We start from the raw sequence: 13,398 nt of genomic DNA on the forward strand, positions 1-13,398 counted from the left end.
GGTGAGGTTTGGGGCCAGGGGAGGTGAACGGCCAGAAACAGTGGACAAACGTCGACAACTTGGCGAAAGTTTCAGGCTGTTTAGAGCTCTCCAAAGGATGGTAAAAATAACACCTCTTCTACCCAGTCCTGTCGCTCAATTTAGCGCCACGGCAGCGATTCCTGATCGAAAAAGCGCACCATAACGATGACCACGATCTATTGCGATGAAGCCGGGAACACTGGCGCAAACCTTCTCGATCCTGAGCAACCATTCTTCATTCTGGCATCCAACGACTTTTCAGAACAGGAGGCCACTGCACTCCTAGATCACGTCCGGTCTGCTCAAGGAGGCGAGCCGAAATTCAGCACGCTGCGGCGACGTGCCGAAGGCATAGCGCGACTGATCCGATTCATATCCGATCCGAGGTTGAACAAGGATCGCGTTTGCATCAGCGTGTTCCATAAGCGCTACATGATCGTGACCAAGCTTGTCGACCTGATTGCAGAGACGCTGATTCACAAAATTGGGGGCGATCTGTATGAGCGCGGAGGCAACATAGCGATGTCGAATCTGCTCTATTACTGCATGCCTACATTCTGTGGGCAAGCGACAACAGACACCTTTCTCCAAGCTTTTGTCGACCTGATCCGACATGGTCCTGAAGAGGCCAAGGACTCTTTCTACGAGGCCGGTAGACGTTTGGTGGACGCATCAGTGAATGAGCGCTTCAAAGAGGACTTGATGTACTTCACAGAGCCCTCTTTGTACGACAGCTGGTATCACGGTTTCGATTGGTCACACCTGGACCCTGCCATCCCTGCTCTTTTCCACCAGATCGTGGTGTGGGGCGAGCGCAAGCCAAGCCGTTTCCATGTCCTGCACGACCACTCGAAGCCTATCCTTGCATCCGCTGACACATTCGCCATGATGATGGCTGGTCCGGGCGAAGAGTCAAACACCATCGGCACTGATCGTCGAAAGATCACCTTTCCTCTGCGGGCTACTTCACTTTCCCAAGGAGATTCCACCGCATATCCGCAACTACAGGTTGCGGATCTCTGCGCCGGTGCACTCAATCACTTCTATAAATGCCACATAACCGGACAGTCTGACGACCTGTCAAAGGCAGTTGAAGCTTTAGGCTGTCTAGAGTGGGGAAGCAACTTCATACTCCCTCAGCCTCACGTTACCCCGGAATCCCTGGGAACAGATGGTCCGATTGGGAGCAATAGTGTTGAGGAAATGACAAAATATCTCTATAGCAAAAGATCATCTTGGCATTAATGGCGTCTAACCATTTTTGCCACCAAGGGCTGTGCTCACAATGCAGTCCGCCCGATGTGCATACAAAGTGCTGATTGCTTACACACCTCACGAAAATGTGGATCCATCGGCACTACGTTTGCGGTCATCTGGATGAGTATCTGCTCAGGGTTAATAACGACCAATTCTCACTCATTCATCTCGAAAATCAAAAATAAGAGCGCAAGCGTTATCGCTCTCAAATTCATAAATATCACCGCGTACAAATCAGGCGCTATCGGCACCTTTTGCATTAAGTCCGTTTCTCAAGCATGCCACCCCTGACAGATGCAGCGCTCCTTCAGCGCCAACACCTGCCAATAGCCTACCTAAATCGCAAGCCGCCCAATACGCTCAGCAACCACATTCACATGGCGCTCCAACTCGGTCTTGCACGCCTCGAAACCTGCACTGAATCCTTCCTCGCCCTCCAACCGGCGCACAAACACCTGCGCCATCCCAAGCGCCTCTTTCCAAGCCGCCGCGCTGACCTGTTCCCCCACCGTCAGTTCAAGCGCACGATCAGGCAACCCTCCCCCCACCGTGGGTGCAAACGCCATGGGCGTCATGTCATACGCAGGCGCCAGCTCGTAAGGCCTTTGCCCCTCTGACAAGCACGACAGATTGCCGCTGTGCATGTCGGTATTCCCGATCAGCGTGCCAAACGCCCACAGCAGGCAGGCCGTGTCAAAGGCCTGGGGGCTGATGACGCCCTCCTTTAACAACGCCCTGGCAATCACCGGCCAGTTGCCGCCGCTGCCCACAAACTCTGCGTCCAGCGCTGCGAAGGAATGCAGTGCTCTGCGCCCACGCGCGCCCAGCCGGTCAAACCGCTGCACTTCCAGAAACCGTTGGGGGCCGTGCATCCAGGTCATTGACTGCGCGGCCGCCACGCCGTGGTCGCGCAGCACCTGCAGGGCGATGTGTTCGGCCAGCAGCAGGTCGCGCCAGCGGGCGCTCACGGGGGTGTCGAGTTCTGCGGTGAACTTGACCATCACGTGCGCGGCGGTGCCATCGGCTTGTTCTGTATAGGCGGTGAACTTGGGCTGCTCGCCAGCGGCTGAGGAGCCCGCCACTTCGCCGCGCGCGGCTAGGTCGGCCAACCGGGCGTAGGTGGGCAGCTTTTGCGCAGCTGCAATGGGCACCGGGTCGGGCGCGTTGACGAACTGGTCGCGCGCGGCGGGGCCGATGAGCAGGTTGCCGGGCATGTCGTCGCCCTGGTCCAGGATGGCGCGCAGCGCGTGGGTGTCGCTCCAGTCGCCCAGCCGCTCGGGCAAGCCCAGGCGCTGGCCGTGCCGCTGGCAGTAGGCGCGCCCCAGGTAGCCCTGCGGGCGCATGTCATAGATCCACCACGGCAGGCCGTCGCTGTGTTGCCGGGCCCCGCCCGCCTCGACCATCACAAAGCCCTGCGGGCACACCGGGACGAGGGTGCCCAGGGTTTCCAGCGCGCCCTGGGGGGTGACGCGGTACACGGTGGCCTGCAGATCGGCGCGCAGGGGATCGCGGAGCGTGTATTGAATAGATCTTGCAGCGCCAAAAGGCACCACCTCGTCACCCAGCGCGCTGAGTGCCCGGGAGACGGTGGGCTGGCTGACCTGCAGCGCCTGGGCCAGCGCCTGCGCCTTGGCGGGACCGGGGCGTAGCAGTGGGCGGATGGCGTTGGCGCAGGTCTGGGCGGCGGAGGGCATGGCCTAAGGATACGCCGTTTGAATGGAAAATTGAATAGATAAAAGAATAGATAAAACAGGCTGAATGGACGTATCGAGATCGCCCGACTACGCCGGCAACCGCACCGCAGCCTCCCGCAACGCCTCGGCAAACGCCATCGCCGCCGGTTTTTGCTGCGTGCCCCGGCGGTAGGCCAGGTACAGGTCCAGGTGCACCACGGGCTCGCGCAGCATGGCCACGCCCAGGCCCTGGCGCAGGCATTCTTCCAGCGCGAACGAGGGCACGATGGCGCTGCCACGGCCTGCGCGCACCATGCCGATGAGGGTGCCAATCAAGTTCATGCGGGGGCGCTCCTGGTGGGCCAGGCCCAGGCGGGAGAGCTGCTTTTCAATCACCACCTGGATGGGGTTGCCCGACGGCAGGCTGACCAGGGGCACGTCTTTGAGGCGGCTCCAGGGCTGGCTGTCGGACAGCTGGCCGCTGGTGTGCGCCGCATCGGGCGGGCTGATGCGCATGAGGCGGAACTTGCACAAGGGCTGGCGCGACAGCCCCACGGCGGGTTTGACGAAGAAGCCAAAGCCGATGTCGGCCTCGCCGTCGAGCACGCGCTGGCGCACGGTGCCCACCTCGACATCGCTGAGCTGCACCTGCACGCCGGGGTGGCTTTGCGCAAAGCCGCGAATCACCTCGGGCAGCAGGCTGGCCGAGATCATGGGCGTGGCCGCCACCAGCAGGCGCGAGCGCACGGCGGCCTCGTTGCCGTCCAGCACGGCGCCCAGGGCGCGCAGCTCGCCCACCACGCGCTCGGCCACGGGCTGCAGGCGGCGCCCGGCCTCGGTCAGCGTGATCGACCGCGTAGTGCGGTCAAACAGGCGGGCACCCACCTGGTCCTCCAGTTCCTTGACCAGCATGCTCATGCCCGAGGGCGACAGGTGCACCTGCTCGGCCGCCTTGGCAAAGCTCTGCAGGCGCGTCACCTCCAGAAAAGCGTGGAGCTGGCGGGTGCTGACATTCATCAGCTTTGATGAAGAATTCATCAGAATTTTCCGTTTGATCAATATCAAGAGTGTCGTTGTAATCGACCCGCAACGCCCTTTCAACGACTAAAGAGACAAGCCCCATGTTCGATCAGCCTGCATTGCGTGCCAACGCGCACCCGCCCTCCCCCCAACGCCGCAGCCTGGTGCTGGGCGCGCTGGCCGCCACGGCTGCAGCCGCCACGCCCAGGGCCTGGGCGCAGACCGGGGCCGATGCACCGGTGCGGCTGGTGGTGCCGTTCACGCCCGGCACGGGCATTGACCTGATTGCGCGGCAGATTGCGCAGCCGCTGTCTGACCGGCTCAAGCGCCCGTTTTTTGTGGAGAACAAGGCGGGGGCGTCCGGCATCATCGGCACGCAAGAGGTGGTGCGCGCTGCGCCCGACGGCACCACGCTGCTGGTCAGCGTGAACACGCTGGTGATGAACATGGCGCTGTACCCCAAACAGGGCTTTAACCCGCTGACGGACCTGGTGCCGGTGAGCCAGACGAGCTGGGGGCAGCTGCTGCTGGTGGCGTCGGCCGGGTCCAAGATCGAATCGCTCAAGGACCTGATGGACCGTGCCCGGGCCAAGCCCGGCTCGCTCAACTACGGCTCGCCCGGTGCGGGCACGCCGCACCACCTGGCGATGGAGCTGCTGAAGAACCGGGCCAAGATTTCGCTCACTCACATCAGCTACCGGGGCACCGCCCCGGCTGTGACAGACCTGCTGGGCGGGCAGATCGACGCGATGTTCTTGCCCATCCACGTGGCCTTGCAGCACGTGAAGGCGGGCAAGCTGAAGGCACTGGCCATCAGCTCGGACACGCCGCACCCGCTGCTGCCCGAGGTGCCGTCGCTCGGCACCCTGAAGCTGGGCGACCTGAATGTGGACATGTGGTACGGCGTGTTTGCCCCCGCAGGCACGCCCCGCGCGATGGTGGACCGGCTCAACACCGAGCTGCGCGACGTGCTGGCCTCGCCCGCCGTGGCCAAGTCGTTCGAGACCCAGGGCATGACGCCCGCCCACAGCTCGCCAGACGCCTTCCAGAAGCTGGTGACGGCTGACGCCAAGCGCTGGGCCGACCTCATCAAGGCCCAGGGCATCACCGCCGAGTAACTACGACTCGCCCCGCACCGCACAGCAGCGCGCAGCGCAGCACAGTACTGCGCAACCCCGCATCGCGACCCGCACCGAACCGAATCGAACAAAACCAACAACATGAACCAGCAAGCAACCGTGGCGCCGCAGCAGGACGCCGAAGTGATCATCGTGGGCGGCGGCCCCGTCGGCATGGGCCTGGCCATTGAGCTGGGCCAGCGTGGCGTGAGCGTGATCGTGGTGGAGCGCTATGTGCAGCCCCAGCCCATTCCCAAGGGCCAGAACCTCACGCAGCGCACCATGGAGCACTTTCATTTTTGGGGTGCTGAAAAGCAGCTGCGCGCAGCGCGCACCATTCCGGTCGAATACGGCATTGGCGGCCTGACCGCACATGGCACGCTGCTGGGGCCCTACAGCTACGACTGGCTGCAACGCGACCTGGTCAAGCCCTACTACTTCACGGCCAATGAGCGGCTGCCGCAGTACGCCACCGAGGCCGTGCTGCGCCAGCGCGTGGCGCAGCTGCCGTCGGTGCAGACCCTCTACGGCTGGGAGACCAGCACCGTGGCGCAGGATGAAGCGGGTGTGTCCGTCACCATCCAGCAACGCGGCGACGGCAAGGCCCAGCGCGTGCTGCGCGGCGCCTATGTGGTGGGGTCGGACGGGGCGCGGTCGGTGGTGCGCGAGCAGGCGGGCATCACCCACACCCGCACCGACCACGACCGCATGATGGTGCTGCTGGTGTTCAAGTCGCAAGGCCTGCACCAGCTGCTGGAGCGCTACCCCGGCAAGTCTTACTACAACGTGCTGCAGCCCGAGCTGAAGGGCTACTGGAAGTTTCTGGGCCGGGTGGACCTGGGCAGCACCTGGTTCTTCCACGCGCCGGTGCCGCCAGGCACCACCAAAGACAACTTTGACTTTGCCGCCTACCTGCACGAGGCGGTGGGCGCGGAGTTTGAGGTGGAGTTTGAGCACATCGGCTTTTGGGACCTGCGCTTCATGCTGGCCGACAGCTATCGCAAGGGCCGCGTCTTCATCGCGGGTGATGCCGCGCACAGCCACCCGCCCTACGGCGGCTACGGCGTGAACTCGGGCCTGGAAGACGCGCGCAACCTGGGTTGGAAGCTGGCCGCCACGCTGCAAGGCTGGGGCGGCGAGCGCCTGCTGGACTCGTACGACGCCGAGCGGCGCCCGGTGTTTGCGTCCACCATCAACGACTTCATTGCGCGGTCCATCGAGACAGACAAGGAGTTTCTGGACACGCACGACCCGGCGCGGGACCAGGCCGCGTTTGAAGCCGCATGGCAAGCGCGTGCACAGGGCGCCGTGGGCGAGGTGCATGCGTTTGAGCCGCACTATGAGGGCTCGGGCATCGTGTGGGGCAGCGAGGGCCGCGCCAGCAGCGCCAAGGGATCGCACCGGTTTGAGGCGCGGCCTGGCCACCACCTGGCACCCGCCACGCTGCCCACCGGACGCAATGTGTTTGAGGAACTGGGCCCGGGCTTTTCGCTGCTGGTAGTGGGCGGCGATGGCGCCCACGCGCCATCGGTGCAGGCTTTTCGCGAGGCGGCGGCGGGCCTGGGCCTGCCCCTGCGGCTGGTGGACTGTGGTGACGGGGGCGAAAGCACCGAGCCTGCGCGCTATGGCGCACCGCTGGTGCTGGTGCGGCCCGACCAGTTTGTGGCCTGGACGGCGCCTGCTGGCGGCCCCGTGGTGACCGCCGAGCAAGCCCGCGACGTTCTGGCGCGCGTGGCGGGGTAACCGCACGGGCGAGGCCGCTGCGTTAGCGGCAACGCCCCAGCCCGGGAGTGATCCAGGCCAGGGCGCGATCCAGGCCGGGGCGCCAGGCAGCCAATCGCTCAGGCGGCCTTGCGCAGCGCGGCGGGCGCCACCGGTGTCTGCTGCCCGTCGCGCTCTGCCACCTTGGCGCGCACCAGGGGCAGCAGCTCGCGGCCGTACTCGATGGCGTCCACCAGCGGGTCAAAGCCACGGATCAGGAAGGTGGTGATGCCCAGGTCGTAGTACTTGAGCAGTGCGTCGGCCACCTGCTCGGGCGTACCCACCAGCGATGTGGAGTTGGACCGGCCGCCCAGCTCGCGCGCAATGGCCGTCCACAGGCGTTCGTCCACACGGTCGCCCTTGGCAGCGTCGGCCAGCAGGCGCTGCGCGCCTTCGCTCTGCTGCGGGCCCACGCCGCGCGAGTAGCCTTGGCTCACACGCAGGCGGCGCGTGTCTTCCAGAATGCGCTCGGCCTTGGCCCAGGCTTCGTCCTCGGTCTTGCCCAGGATGGGGCGGAACGAGATGCTGAAGTCCACATGCCGGCCCTGCAAGGTGGCCTCGGCGCGCACACGGCGCACCAGGTCGCCCGCCTGGGCCAGCGACTCGCCCCACAGCGCGTACACGTCGGCATGTTTGCCGGCCACCTGCAGCGCGGGCGCAGAGGCGCCGCCAAAGTAGATGGGCACGCGCTGGCCTTGCAGGGGCTTGACTTCCGACACCACGCCCTTGGCGCGGTAGTAGGTGCCTTCGTGGTCAAAGGGTTTGTCTTCGGCCCACACGCGGCGCAGGACGGTGAGGTATTCGTCGGTGCGCGCATAGCGCTCGTCGTGGTTCAGGAAGTCGCCATCGCGCTGCTGGTCTTCATCCGAGCCGCCGCTGATGTAGTGCACGGCCAGGCGGCCGTTGGTGTAGTGGTCCAGCGTGGCCAGCTGGCGCGCGGCCAGCGTGGGCGCCACAAAGCCGGGGCGGTGCGCCAGCAGGAACTTGATCTTGTCGGTGACCGATGCCGCGTACGTGACGGTCAGCAGCGTGTCGGGGCTGGACGAGCTGGCAGGCACCAGGATGCGGTCAAACCCCGCGTGCTCGTGCGCCTGGGCAAACACGCGCACATAGGCGGGGTCCACCGCCGGGCCCTTGCGGGCGATGGTTTCAGAGACTTCGTGCGGCTGGATCATGCCGATGAACTGGACGGGCATAGCGGGCTCCTGTGGCGATGGGGTGAAACAAGGTTGGGTGAATGGTTGGCAACGTCACGCGTGCGGGACTGCAGCCATGATCTGCCCGCCCCTGGCGCGCGCCAACGAAGAAAAACGCGTTTGCAAAGTTGTGCGGCGCATAGGCCCCGCTGCACACGGCGATGGGGTGCACCGCCGCAGTGCTCGCCGCTATGCTGTGGCGGGTTGTCATCCAGACTCCGCCGCCTGGTCACCAGCGTCGGCATGGTCGGCCAGTGCGTTGCCGACCTGAACGCCTGGCCCTGGCCTCTGACCGCTGGCTCATCGCTCCTCGCTCCTCACAATGGCCAGCCCACTTCGCATCCAGAAAGGACCCCACCCACCATGCTCTCGCACGTTTTTGTTGGCATCACAGATTTCGAGCGCGCCCTTGCGTTCTACCGGCCGGTGCTGGCCTCGTTGGGCATTCAGGAGCGCTTTTGCGAAGCCGAGCGGCCCTGGGCGGGCTGGGAGTCCACCCCCGGCCCCCGGCCGCTGTTTGTGATTGCCCGCCCATTCAACGGCGAGGTGCCCCACCCTGGCAACGGGCTGATGGTGGCCTTCATGGCCGCCACGCGCAGCCAGGTGGACGCGGCCCATGCGTTGGCGCTGAGCCTGGGCGGCCAGTGCGAGGGCCGCCCCGGGCTGCGGCCCGAGTACCACGCCAACTACTACGGCGCGTATTTTCGGGACCCAGACGGCAACAAGCTGTGTGTGGCGTCGCACGGACAGGCGTAGCGCAGGGTGGCGCCTGGCGGGCGGGAAGCCCCTGCGCTGCTTATTTAAGGAGAAATGGCCTCAAGCGCTAGTCGATAAAGCGCTAGCAGCTATTCTTTTGAGAGCAACCGGAACGCGACCCAGGCGTTCGCTCGCAGCGCGCTGCCAACACGCTGGTGGCAGGCACTGTCAGTGCGGGAAGCCGCCCCGCACCAGCCGCACGGGCTCTGCGTCCATGCGGCGGATCAGCGCCTGCAGGCCATCGCCCGCAGCGTTGGCAGCTACATCGGCAGAAGGCAGCTGCTGGGCCGCTGGCGCAGTGCGGCAGACCAGATCGTCCTCCGACCACGCGGCCTTGCCCGGCTGGCCCCGTGCGCGCAGCCAGCCCGCGCGGTCTGCGATGAGCTGGTGGCCGGGCAGGTCGCTGGCGGGCACCCCCAGCACCAGGGCCAATGCCAACGGCGCTGCGGTATCGGTGGTCAGGCATTCCGCATCGGCGGCAGCAGCATCGGGAGTGTGCGGCGCGCCGGGCCCGGGGTGCGCCACCACCAGCGAAACAAGGCGTGGATCATCGGCAGGCAAGGGGCTGCCGCTGCCTGGCAGCACCACGCGCAGCCGCTGCCCCACCAGGCTGCGCGCCGTGTGCTGGCGCCCCTGGCGGCACAGCACGGCCACGTCGGGCAGGCGCACGGGGCGGTCCCAGGTGCCCGATTCGCGCAGCATCTGGCCTGCGGCATGGGCTTGCAGGTAGTCCAGCACCTCCCACACCTGCGCGTCGGTGAGCTGCGTGGTGTCAAAGCCGGGCATGGTCTGCGCGCCGTTGCGACCCTGCATGCCGTGGCGCACGCGCCAGAAGAGTTCGCCGTCCAGCCGCTTCCACAGCAGCGCGCCGTTCAGGTTGGGCGGCCACATGGCCAGCCGGGCTGCGTCGGGCCCTTCGCCGTTGGCACTGGCGCCATGGCAGCGCACGCAGTGCTGCTGGTACACCGCCTGGCCACGCACGATGCCCTGCGCAGTGAAGCCCGTGGGTGACTGGTGCAGGCTGGTGGCCACAGCAGGCGTCAGCAGCAGGTGGCGATGGGGCCAGGGCGCAAACACCACCAGTGCAGCGGCCAGCCACCACAGCGGCCTGCGGCCGCGCCGCCACGCCGCTGAAGTCGCCATCGCCAGCAGCGCCGCACCCACACACAGCAGCGACAACAGCACGCGCCGCGCGTGGCCGGCGTCCACCACCAGCATCTCGGCGGCCACACGGTGCGCAAACGGCCAGGCGGGCTGGCCGTGCACATCGGGCGCCAGGCCCACCGCATGCAGCAGCGCGCGCAGGCCCTGCTGGGTGGCCTGCAGGCCTTCGAGCAGTGCGGCCAGCCACTCGGGCGGCAACGACAACCAGGCCAAGGCGGTGGCTACCAGCTGGCGTCCAGCCCCAGCAACGCCAGCGCCTCGTGGCGCAGGGCCGCCAGGCGGGGGTCGCCCCGGTGGCGCGGGTATGGCAGGTCGTTGACCAGCACCTGCTTGACGCGCGCAGGCCGGTCAGAGAACACCACCACGCGCTGCGCCATGAACAGCGCTTCTTCCACATCGTGCGTGACGAGCAGGGCAGAGAAACCCACACGCTGCCACAGCTGCACCAGCTCTGTCTGCATGGACAGGCGGGTGAGCGAGTCGAGCTTGCCCAGCGGCTCGTCTAGCACCAGCAAGGTGGGGTCGTTGACCAGTGCACGCGCCAGCGCCACGCGCTGCGCCATGCCGCCCGAGAGCTGGTGCGGGAAGGCCTTGGCAAAGTCCTGCAGCCCGACCAGGGCCAGCGCTTCGTCCACGCGGTGGCGCTGGGATTTGAGGATGCCCCGCGCCTGCAGGCCCAGGGCCACGTTGTCCCACACGGTGCGCCAGGGGAACAGCGTGGGGTCCTGAAACACCACGATGCGCGACGGGTCGGGCTGGGTGATGGGGGCGCCATCCTGCAGCAGCTCGCCGGTGGTGGCGGGCTCCAGCCCCGCCACCAGGCGCAGCAGCGTGCTCTTGCCGCAGCCGCTGGGGCCCAGCAGGGCCACGAACTCGCCGGGTCCTATGGACAAGTCCAGCTCGTCGATCACGTGCAGCGGGCCTGCGGGCAGGTCAAACCAGTGGCTGACATTGCGCACGTCAATGCGTGCGCCGGTCACACGGGCCGCCGTAGAGACTTCAGGAACCGTCGCGGAACTCACCATTTCACCACCCCCTTCTGCCAAGACAGCACCCTGTCGCGCAGCACAAACAGCAGCGTGATCACGCCCGAGAACAACAGCGCCATCACAATGAGCGCCGCATACATGTTGGGATACGCCGCCCAGCCCTGCGCCCAGGTGAGGTACCAGCCCAGGCCCGCTTTCACGCCCAGCATCTCGGCCACCACCAGGGTGGAGAACGCCGCGCCCAGGCCCATGAACAGGCCCACAAACACCTGCGGCAGCGCCGCCGGGATGGCCACGCGCAGCACCAGAAACCAGGGCGACGCACCCATGGTGCGGGCCACGTCATAAAAGTTCTTGTGCACCCCGGCCACGCCCGACCAGGTGAGGATGGCCACCGGGAAGGCCGTGCCCAGCGCAATCAAAAAGATCGCCGTGGACCAGCTGGACGGGAAAAAATAGAAGCTGACCGGCAGCAGCGCGGTGGTGGGCACCGGGCCCAGGATGCGCAGCACCGGGTGGATCCAGTAACTGGCCTGGCGCGACCAGCCGATCAGCACGCCCGTGACAAAACCTGCAGCTGCTCCAATCGCAATGCCCAGCGCTAGCAGGCGGATGGAGGCGCCCGCGCTCTCCAGGAGGCGCGGCCAGTCGGTGGCGTACACCTCCACCAGGCTTTGGGGCGGTGCAAAGAAGGGCGGCGGCAGCGTGCCCAGCTTGGCGGTGAACACCTCCCACACCGCCAGGCCGACGGCGATGGCCACCAGCCAGGGCCCGGCCGCACGCACGCGGCGCACCACGGCAGCCAGCGGATGGGCCAGCACGGTCAGCGCCAGCAGCAACGCCGACACGCCCCCCGCACCCCAGGCGAACTCTTCGGTAAACGCCCATTCGCTGAAACCCGCCGGCTTGTTGGGCCACAGGCCCGTGAGCAAGGCCAGCCCCGCCCAGGCTACGGCGGCGGCCAGCCCCACCCACCAGAACCCCAGCGCCCCTTTGGCCGCCTTGAAGTCAGGCGCGGTGACAGGCTGCGCACCCGCAGCACGGGGCGCACCGGATGATGGGCTGGGCGCACGCAGCGGGGGCTGCGAAGGCTTGGGGCTGATGCCCGGCGGGGCGCCCAGGATATTGTCGGCAACAGTGCTCATGGAGAGGGTCCTTGCACGGAATGGGAGGAGGCTCAGGCCAGCACGTCAGCGTGGACGTGGGCCGCGAAGCGCGCAGGGTCGGTGCCGGGCTTGAGCACGCCCACCAGCTTAAAGTCGCGGGCATAGAACTCGATCTCCTGCCGCAACGCCGTGCCCACCGGGTGGCTGCGGTGCGTGAGCGTGCCCAGCACGGCGCGCAGGTCCTCCTGCGGCACCTTGGAATACGGGCTGAAGATGCGCGCTGTTTCGTTGGGGTTGTCGGCCACAAAGTCCGACGCCTCGATGATGGCGCGGGTCAGCGCGGCTGCCGTGCCCTTGTCGTTGCGCACCATGGCGCCGCTCACGCCCAGCACGCAGCAGGTCTTGGCCGCGTATTCGCCCGAGAGGTTGGACGCCAGGTCCACCAGGCCCTTGGTGCGGCGCTGGATCAGCAGCAGGTTGGGGTCGCCATCGGCAATGGCCTGGGCCTCGCCTTTTTCCACCGCCAGGCCCAGCATGTCGCCAGGAAACTGGCGCCAGGTCACGTCCTTTTCGGGGTTCAGCCCGGCCTTGGTCAGCAGCACCGAAAAGAAGTTCTTGCCGGGGCTGTTGAGGTCCGACACCGCAATGGTCTTGCCCTTGAGCTTTTGCAGGCTGGTCACGCCCGCCGCCTCGTAGCCCACCAGGCGCGAGCAACCGCCGTGCGAGCTGCCCACCAGCTTCACGTCAAAGCCCGACTCCAGCGGCTTGATCCAGCGGTGCACCATGCCCAGGCCCGCGTCGGCCTTGGAGGTGGCGATGGTCTCCAGCAGCTGGTCAGTGGAGCCCGCAAAGTTGATCAGCTCGACCTTGAGACCATGTTTTTCAAAAATGCCGCGCTCGATGGCGACCGGCGCGGCCGACAGGCAGATGGCGTTGGCGTTCCACGCCAGCTTCACTTCGCGCAGCTTGCCCGCGGCCCGCACGTGGCTGCCCACCACACTCGACGCCCCCACCACGCTGGCCGCGCCCGCTGTCTGCAACAGCTGCCGGCGCGTCCAGCGCCCTCCCACCCCACCTTGGTTTTGAAGCTTGCTCATGTTGTGCCCTTTTGGTTGTCAAATCCTGATCGGCGCTGCGATTGCCCGTGAATTCCTGTGGATGCCTGCGAGCCGGTCCGCACCGCCGTTACGATGGATTGGCATTGAACTGAAAGACGCCTCGCAACAGAACGAAGAAAAACAGGGATGCATATGCAAAACACGCAACACACGGGCAGCCCGGGCGCTGGTGCAATACCGGGCATGAGTGCATATGACTCTTATACACATCTCACGCTG

11 protein-coding genes are annotated in these 13,398 nt (G+C 66.1%); 4 read left to right on the forward strand and 7 right to left on the reverse strand.

Annotated elements, in window-relative coordinates; genetic code table 11:
* The first annotated feature begins 186 nt into the window (after window positions 1–186).
* Window positions 187–1,266, forward strand: a complete 1,080-nt coding sequence (locus tag AC07X4_RS22330) for a DUF3800 domain-containing protein (RefSeq protein ID WP_494741360.1) — start codon at window positions 187–189, stop codon at window positions 1,264–1,266.
* A 347-nt stretch (window positions 1,267–1,613) separates the two neighbouring features.
* On the opposite strand, the gene yjjJ is transcribed toward AC07X4_RS22330, so the two are convergent.
* Together yjjJ and AC07X4_RS22340 are read right to left on the reverse strand one after the other, a co-directional pair.
* Window positions 1,614–2,972, reverse strand: a complete 1,359-nt coding sequence (yjjJ, locus tag AC07X4_RS22335; protein WP_494741361.1) for a type II toxin-antitoxin system HipA family toxin YjjJ — start codon at window positions 2,970–2,972, stop codon at window positions 1,614–1,616.
* Window positions 2,973–3,059: 87 nt separating this feature from the next.
* Window positions 3,060–3,989 (reverse strand): LysR family transcriptional regulator, encoded by a 930-nt coding sequence (locus AC07X4_RS22340; protein ID WP_494741362.1) that lies wholly within the window; start codon window positions 3,987–3,989, stop codon window positions 3,060–3,062.
* An 83-nt stretch (window positions 3,990–4,072) separates the two neighbouring features.
* Between AC07X4_RS22340 and AC07X4_RS22345 the strand changes: the two genes are divergently transcribed.
* Window positions 4,073–5,089, forward strand: coding sequence for a tripartite tricarboxylate transporter substrate binding protein (locus AC07X4_RS22345; RefSeq protein WP_494741363.1), 1,017 nt, complete (start codon window positions 4,073–4,075; stop codon window positions 5,087–5,089).
* A 102-nt stretch (window positions 5,090–5,191) separates the two neighbouring features.
* Complete coding sequence (locus AC07X4_RS22350; protein WP_494741364.1) at window positions 5,192–6,832, forward strand: FAD-dependent monooxygenase; 1,641 nt, start codon at window positions 5,192–5,194, stop codon at window positions 6,830–6,832.
* 98 nt (window positions 6,833–6,930) lie between these two features.
* On the opposite strand, the gene AC07X4_RS22355 is transcribed toward AC07X4_RS22350, so the two are convergent.
* The gene (locus AC07X4_RS22355) at window positions 6,931–8,046 is read right to left on the reverse strand and encodes an LLM class flavin-dependent oxidoreductase (RefSeq protein ID WP_056744351.1); all 1,116 of its coding nucleotides are present in this window, start codon (window positions 8,044–8,046) and stop codon (window positions 6,931–6,933) included.
* Window positions 8,047–8,409: 363 nt separating this feature from the next.
* Here AC07X4_RS22355 and AC07X4_RS22360 point away from each other — a divergent pair, with 363 nt between their 5' ends.
* Window positions 8,410–8,802, forward strand: coding sequence for a VOC family protein (locus AC07X4_RS22360; protein ID WP_056067560.1), 393 nt, complete (start codon window positions 8,410–8,412; stop codon window positions 8,800–8,802).
* A 168-nt stretch (window positions 8,803–8,970) separates the two neighbouring features.
* Here the strand turns inward: AC07X4_RS22360 and AC07X4_RS22365 are convergent, their stop codons facing one another.
* The 4 genes from AC07X4_RS22365 to AC07X4_RS22380 all read right to left on the reverse strand — a co-directional run bounded on the left by AC07X4_RS22365 (window position 8,971) and on the right by AC07X4_RS22380 (window position 13,158).
* Window positions 8,971–10,179: a c-type cytochrome gene (locus AC07X4_RS22365; RefSeq protein ID WP_494741365.1), complete on the reverse strand. Its 1,209-nt coding sequence runs from the start codon at window positions 10,177–10,179 to the stop codon at window positions 8,971–8,973.
* A gap of 8 nt (window positions 10,180–10,187) precedes the next feature.
* Window positions 10,188–10,991, reverse strand: a complete 804-nt coding sequence (locus tag AC07X4_RS22370; protein WP_494741366.1) for an ABC transporter ATP-binding protein — start codon at window positions 10,989–10,991, stop codon at window positions 10,188–10,190.
* Entirely contained in the window at window positions 10,985–12,031 is a 1,047-nt protein-coding gene (locus AC07X4_RS22375) for an ABC transporter permease (protein WP_409557817.1), read from the reverse strand. Before AC07X4_RS22375 ends, AC07X4_RS22370 begins: the two co-directional genes overlap by 7 nt.
* Window positions 12,032–12,132: 101 nt before the next feature.
* Window positions 12,133–13,158 carry an ABC transporter substrate-binding protein gene (locus tag AC07X4_RS22380; RefSeq protein WP_494741367.1) on the reverse strand — a complete coding sequence of 342 codons (1,026 nt, stop codon included), beginning with the start codon at window positions 13,156–13,158 and terminating at the stop codon, window positions 12,133–12,135.
* Between the last annotated feature and the right edge of the window lie 240 nt (window positions 13,159–13,398).

Source organism: Acidovorax sp. GW460-11-11-14-LB4 (assembly GCF_059423685.1).

What these genes read in the sequence shown, in the direction of transcription:
- AC07X4_RS22330 (WP_494741360.1), top strand. Translation starts at nt 187, where the DNA reads ATGACCACGATCTATTGCGATGAAGCCGGGAACACTGGCGCAAACCTT.
- yjjJ (WP_494741361.1), bottom strand. Translation starts at nt 2,972, where the DNA reads ATGCCCTCCGCCGCCCAGACCTGCGCCAACGCCATCCGCCCACTGCTA.
- AC07X4_RS22340 (WP_494741362.1), bottom strand. Translation starts at nt 3,989, where the DNA reads ATGAATTCTTCATCAAAGCTGATGAATGTCAGCACCCGCCAGCTCCAC.
- AC07X4_RS22345 (WP_494741363.1), top strand. Translation starts at nt 4,073, where the DNA reads ATGTTCGATCAGCCTGCATTGCGTGCCAACGCGCACCCGCCCTCCCCC.
- AC07X4_RS22350 (WP_494741364.1), top strand. Translation starts at nt 5,192, where the DNA reads ATGAACCAGCAAGCAACCGTGGCGCCGCAGCAGGACGCCGAAGTGATC.
- AC07X4_RS22355 (WP_056744351.1), bottom strand. Translation starts at nt 8,046, where the DNA reads ATGCCCGTCCAGTTCATCGGCATGATCCAGCCGCACGAAGTCTCTGAA.
- AC07X4_RS22360 (WP_056067560.1), top strand. Translation starts at nt 8,410, where the DNA reads ATGCTCTCGCACGTTTTTGTTGGCATCACAGATTTCGAGCGCGCCCTT.
- AC07X4_RS22370 (WP_494741366.1), bottom strand. Translation starts at nt 10,991, where the DNA reads ATGGTGAGTTCCGCGACGGTTCCTGAAGTCTCTACGGCGGCCCGTGTG.
- AC07X4_RS22380 (WP_494741367.1), bottom strand. Translation starts at nt 13,158, where the DNA reads ATGAGCAAGCTTCAAAACCAAGGTGGGGTGGGAGGGCGCTGGACGCGC.